A 6160-nucleotide genomic window follows, 5' to 3' on the forward strand; every position below is an offset into this window, starting at 1 on the left:
GGGAGACCTGAAAGAGATAGAGGAGTACACGAAGAGTCAGAAAGGCGGCCTCCTGGGGTCTATCGTTGTGTCTGATGGTTTCTTCCCGTTCAGAGACGGCGTTGATGCGGCGATCAAGGAGGGCGCCACCGGTGTAATTCAGCCGGGCGGATCCGAACGCGACTTTGAGGTGATCGAGGCGTGTAACGAGGCTAATGTGACGATGGTCTTCACCGGGCAAAGATTGTTTAAACACTAATCGTTACGAGTTACGTGTCGCGGGTTAAGAGAGAGGCACCTCGAAAAACCATAGCCGCCAAGCTTTGCTGAATTCCGCAAGGGTTTCGTGTTTCAACTCGCAACTCGAAACCCACAACTCGTAACGTGAGGTGTCCTGCATCGCAACTCGGAACAGCGCCGTCTATTACGCCAATATCTTCTCGGCGTGCATCTTTTGTATTGACAAAAGTCGTATACAAAAATATAATTGTGAAAATAATAACAAAAAAATAAAACGCCATTTTAAAACCCACCGGAGGCTTGAGAGATGAGACCTTATTTCGAGAAGATGCAGGACTTGGGTAAACCGATCAAAGTAAACGAGAAAAACGCAGAAGAAATCAAGAAAGTTGAAGCGGAAATTGATGCCCTTGTAGAGAAGAACAAGAACGCAGGTTTACCGAAGGAAACCCTTAATAAAAGGGGTGAGTGGACAGTGCACCAGAGGCTGGAATACATCCTTGACCCGGGCACGTGGGCGCCCTTGCATCTCCTTTACGACCCGATGGAGGAAGAATCAGGGACCACCGGCGTCGTGGATGGTCTCGGCAGAATAAATGGCAGATGGTGTGTCATCATCGGCTTTGATAACAAAGTCATGGCGGGAGCCTGGATAGCAGGGCAGTCCGACAACATCCTGAGAGTCACCGACATTGCGAAGAGACTGCACTGCCCGCTTGTATGGCTGGTCAACTGCAGTGGCGTGAAACTGACCGAGCAGGAAAAAGTTTACGCAAACCGCCGCGGCAATGGAACAACCTTCTTCAGGCACGCTGAACTGAACAAACTCGGCATTCCTGTTCTCGCAGCGATATACGGCACAAACCCTGCGGGGGGCGGCTACCAGGGTATCAGCCCGACACTGCTCCTTGCCCACAAGGATTGCAACATAGCTGTGGGCGGCGCAGGCATCGTGAGCGGTATGGCGCCAAAAGGATACTTCGATGAGGGCATGGCGGAACAGATCATCGACGCGACGAGAAAATTCAAAGCGGTGCCGCCGGGCCGTGTTGAAATCCATTACGACAACACTGGCTTCTTCAAGCAAGTCTTCCAGACGGAGGAAGCGATCCTTGATGCGGTGAAAGAGTGGGTCACCTACCTGCCTGCCTACAATAGCAAATTCTTCAGAGTGGCAGAGCCGAAGGAACCGGCATATCCCGCCGAAGACCTTTACAGTATCGTCGCCTTCAACCAGAAGATGACGTATGATGCGAGGCAGTTCATATCGAGACTTGTTGATGGAAGCGAGCACATGGAGTTCAGGCCCGATTACGGACCGGAGCTGTACTGCGGCCTCGTCAAGATAGACGGCTTTCTGATCGGCGTTGTTATGAATATACAGGGCATGATGCCGAAGGGCTATCCACAGTATGCCCCGTATCCGGGCATCGGCGGCAAGTTCTACCGTGAGGGCCTCATCAAGGTCAACGAGTTCGTGACACTGTGCGGCAGGGACAGGGTGCCGATGCTGTGGATCCAGGATACATCCGGCATCGACGTTGGCGACATTGCCGAGAAGGCTGAACTTCTTGGTCTGGGCCAGTCACTCATCTACTCAATCGAACAGGCGAATGACAGCCCCATGATGACCATCGTTCTGAGGAAAGGCACTGCAGCAGCGCACTACATCATGGCCGGACCCCAGGCGAACAACAATAATGCTTTCACCATCGGCACGGCAACGACGGAAATATACGTCATGCACGGCGAGACCGCGGCGGTCGCCAGTTTCGCAAGAAGGCTTGTGAAAGAGAAGGATTCGGGCAAACCCCTGGCGCCGGTGATTGAAGCCATGAACAAGACAGTGAAAGAATATTACGATAAATCGCGCCCGGCTTACTGCGCAAAAACGGGTATGGTGGATGAAGTGGTCAAGATGACCGATCTGAGGAAGTATCTCGTGGCCTTCGCCAACTGCTGCTACCAGAACCCCTCTTCAATATGCCCGCAGCACCAGATGATGCTCCCGAGGATCATAAAAGGCTAACTACATATGAACAAGAGGGCGGGCTGAAAATGCCCGCCTTTGCTTTATTCAGACGGCTGTTAACCTTCTTTCGTACAAGGTTGACAACATGTACCGCGAAGCGGTATAAAGGCAGGTCAAAGGCAAAGTGCTAAAGGCCAACGGCAAAAGGCTAAAGGCCCAGACGTATTGTCTTCTCGGCTGTTGGCCTTGCGCCTTGGACCTTTAGCCTGCCTTTCTTGGCCGAGTTTCTTATGAGAGAGCGACTACAACAAGAACTCGAGCAAATAAAAGAAGCCGGCAACTACCGGGAGATCCGGTATCTGAAGCCGGTTAACGAAAGCAGGGTGTGGTATGAAGGGAGCGAGTATCTTAATCTCTGCTCAAACAGTTACCTGTCTCTTCATACGCATCCTGATGTAATGAAGGCAGCGAAAGATGCAATAGATGAATACGGAGCAGGGACGTGCTCGTCGCGAAGCGTGTCCGGGAGTATCGACCTGTACGCGCGACTCGAAGATGATGTAGCGGCCTTCAAAGGTTACCAAAGAGCGCTCATCTTTTCCAACGGATACCTTGCGAACATGGGTATCATCGCAACTCTTGCGGGTACGCACGATGTGATCTTCAGCGACGAACTTAATCATTCGAGCATCATCGACAGCATAAGGCTTTCCCGCGCGCGGAGAGTGATCTACCGCCATTGCGATGTTGAAGACCTGGAAAAGAAGATACGGCGGGAACCTGTCTCGACGAAAAAGTTTGTCATCACGGAGACAGTCTTCAGCATGGATGGCGATGTGGCGCCGCTCGCTGCAATCTTCCGGCTGAAGGAGAAGTATGATCTGCATCTCATTGTTGACGAGGCCCACGCAACAGGGGTTTTCGGAGAAAGAGGCAGGGGAGTGGAAGAGCTTCAGGGCCTGGCGGGATTGATGGATGTGCAGATGGGAACGTTCGGAAAAGCGCTTGGCTCCTTCGGCGCATTTGCGCTCTCGGACAGTCTGACCATCGAGTACCTGGTGAACAGGGCGAGAACGTTCATGTACACGACAGCGCTCCCCGCATCGGCGCTCGGCGCGGCCAGGTCGGCCTTGCAGCTCATCAGGGAAGACGGCTCATTCAAGAAGGAACTCTGGGAGAACATAGATTACATGAGGCAGGGGCTACACAAGCTCGGCTTTGACTTGAAGCAGAGTGAAGGGCCTATCGTGCCCATTGTCGTGGGCGAGGACAGCAAGGCAGTTCGCATGCAGAAGATGCTGCTTGAACAAGGCATATTTCTCCAGGCGATCAGACCGCCGACGGTGCCGGCCGGGACCTCACGTCTGCGTCTCACCATAGTACGCGGTCTCACACGCGAGGACATGGACTCGGCCCTGCAAGCGCTCGCGCAAGTAGGACGGAGCGTCGGGCTGATATAGAGGGAGATGGAAGATGGAAGTAACTGCTTCCCAGCGACCGGAGTGAGCCATCTTCCCAGCGTAGCGGTCTTCCTAGCGAACCGCACCAATAGATAATTGCGGTGAGAGATCTTCCATCCAAGTTATTCGGAGGAACAATGGCCAGCAAACACAAATTAGTTGAGTGGGACCACAAATACCTGTGGCACCCCTTCACGCAGATGAAAGACTGGATGGAGGCAGAACCTCTCATTATCGAGAGAGGTGAAGGCTGTTACCTCATCGATACCGAAGGCAACAGATACATAGACGGCGTTTCTTCTCTCTGGGTGCTCGTGCACGGCCACGGCAAGGAAGAACTTTTAAATACGCTGCAGAGCCAGGCTGCGCGCCTGTGCCACTCGACGTTACTGGGCCTCGCAAATGTCCCGTCACTCCATCTGGCAAGGAAGCTTGTCGACATAGCGCCCGAGGGGTTGACCAGGATCTTTTACTCTGACAACGGATCGACGTCCGTGGAAGTCGCCCTCAAGATGGCCTATCAGTACTGGCAGCAGAAGGGAGCCAAGAAGCGCAAGACGTTCCTCTCTTTCGTGAACGGCTACCACGGAGACACGCTGGGCGTCGTCAGTGTCGGCGGCATTGACCTTTTTCATAAAGTGTACAGGCCCTTGCTCTTCAAGACGCGCAAGGCACCGTCACCGTACTGTTACCGTTGTGCACTGAAACTGAAGCCTGAGTCGTGTCATCTTGCATGTGTCGAGGCCTTTGAGAAGACGATCAAGAAGTACAGAGATGAGCTTTGCGCAGTTGTTATAGAACCTTTAGTGCAGGGGGCTGGCGGGATGATCGTCCAGCCGGAAGGTTTTCTCCAAAGCATCTGGAAGATCACGAAAGAGAATGGTCTCTTTCTCATCGCTGATGAAGTGGCGACAGGGTTCGGCAGAACAGGGAGCCTCTTCGCCTGCCAGCAGGAAGATGTGACGCCCGATTTCATGTGCGTCGCAAAAGGAATAACAGGAGGCTATCTCCCGCTGGCAGTGACGCTTGCGACGGAAGAAATCTTTGGAGGCTTCCTTGGTGAGTTTGATGAATTCAAGGCCTTCTTCCACGGTCATACGTACACAGGCAATCCACTTGCCTGCGCCGTGGCCCTGGAGAATCTCCGGCTCTTTGAAGAAGAGCGACTCCTGGAAAAAGCGCAGACATCTTCAGAGTTGCTGCGCAGCCTTCTTGCGCGCTTCAACGAACTCTCCCACGTGGGGGAGATTCGCCAGAAAGGACTGATGGTCGGGATCGAGCTCGTTGAAAACAAGAGATCGAAAAAGATGTATGCAGCGGGCGAGAAAATCGGTCAGAAAGTGATACTGGAGGCGCGTAAACGCGGCGTGGTCATCCGTCCCCTCAGTGACGTGATCGTGCTCATGCCACCGCTCGCCATTGACGCAACAACGCTCGAAGAGCTGGTGAATGTAACGCACGACAGCATCCGCGCAGCAACGGGCGAGTAAGCGGCTTGGAGCCGCCTGTTACGGGTTCCAAGTTTCGAGTTCCGGGTTACGGGCTAAGGCGCCTGAGAGACTGTGCCTGCTGTGTTCGGCTTTCGTCGTGATCCTCAGTGCTGGGTATCTTAACGCGGAACCCGCAACTCGCAACGACTTTTTTTTGAACTTAAGAAATATCCGCTTGACAACGATAAAAAAATGGGTATACTTATACTGCTTCACGGGTAATGTAGCTCTTTTAAATGAACGGTTAGACACACTCTGCGGCATGCTGGAGTCGGCAACAAAGCGGAGTTTGACACAGTATGCAGGAGTGTGTTACTATCTTTTTCGCTTTTTTTATTTGTTTGTTCTTTCTGTTCTTTGACAACAAAATAGTTAGGCCCTTATTTTTAGTGCGAAAGGTCCACTTTTCAGTTTTTTTGAGAGTTTGATCCTGGCTCAGAACGAACGCTGGTGGCGTGCCTAACACATGCAAGTCGAGCGTGAAAGTTCCTTCGGGAATGAGTAAAGCGGCGGACGGGTGAGTAATACATGGGTAATCTCTTTTCGAGCTCGGGATAACCCCGCGAAAGTGGGGCTAATACCGGATAAGACCACGTAACCCAGGTTACGGGGTAAAAGGTGGCTTTACTTTCGGGTTGAGCTATCACTTGTAAATGAGCCCATGGCCTATCAGCTTGTTGGTGAGGTAAAGGCTCACCAAGGCTATGACGGGTAGCTGGTCTTAGAGGACGGCCAGCCACACTGGGACTGCGACACGGCCCAGACTCCTACGGGAGGCAGCAGTGGGGAATATTGGGCAATGGGCGAAAGCCTGACCCAGCGACGCCATGTGGGTGATGAAGGCCTTCGGGTTGTAAAGCCCTGTTAAGTGGGAAGAAGGGCTTCCGGGTGAATAATCCGGAAGTTTTGACGGTACCACTGGAGAAAGCACCGGCTAACTCCGTGCCAGCAGCCGCGGTAATACGGAGGGTGCAAGCGTTGTTCGGAATTACTGGGCGTAAAGGGCGCGTAGGCGGTAA

At 53.0% G+C, this 6160-nt stretch carries 4 protein-coding genes and 1 rRNA gene; all 5 read left to right on the forward strand.

Going from position 1 to position 6160, the window contains the following annotated elements; all coding sequences use genetic code 11:
• Positions 1 to 238: hypothetical protein (locus VMT71_11345; protein ID HVN24558.1), on the forward strand; the 238-nt coding region annotated here is incomplete at its 5' end.
• A gap of 288 nt (positions 239 to 526) precedes the next feature.
• Positions 527 to 2248 (forward strand): carboxyl transferase domain-containing protein, encoded by a 1722-nt coding sequence (locus tag VMT71_11350; GenBank protein ID HVN24559.1) that lies wholly within the window; start codon positions 527 to 529, stop codon positions 2246 to 2248.
• A 233-nt stretch (positions 2249 to 2481) separates the two neighbouring features.
• Positions 2482 to 3651, forward strand: a complete 1170-nt coding sequence (gene bioF, locus VMT71_11355; protein ID HVN24560.1) for an 8-amino-7-oxononanoate synthase — start codon at positions 2482 to 2484, stop codon at positions 3649 to 3651.
• A 137-nt stretch (positions 3652 to 3788) separates the two neighbouring features.
• Complete coding sequence (gene bioA / locus VMT71_11360; GenBank protein ID HVN24561.1) at positions 3789 to 5141, forward strand: adenosylmethionine--8-amino-7-oxononanoate transaminase; 1353 nt, start codon at positions 3789 to 3791, stop codon at positions 5139 to 5141.
• 412 nt (positions 5142 to 5553) lie between these two features.
• Positions 5554 to 6160, forward strand: a 16S ribosomal RNA gene (locus VMT71_11365); the annotation flags it as partial.

Source organism: Syntrophorhabdales bacterium, assembly GCA_035541455.1.
In the GTDB taxonomy this organism is placed as follows: domain Bacteria; phylum Desulfobacterota; class Syntrophorhabdia; order Syntrophorhabdales; family WCHB1-27; genus JADGQN01.

Excerpts from the sequence above, each read along its gene's own strand:
- bioA (HVN24561.1), top strand. The coding sequence starts at position 3,789 with ATGGCCAGCAAACACAAATTAGTTGAGTGGGACCACAAATACCTGTGG.
- bioF (HVN24560.1), top strand. The coding sequence starts at position 2,482 with ATGAGAGAGCGACTACAACAAGAACTCGAGCAAATAAAAGAAGCCGGC.
- VMT71_11350 (HVN24559.1), top strand. The coding sequence starts at position 527 with ATGAGACCTTATTTCGAGAAGATGCAGGACTTGGGTAAACCGATCAAA.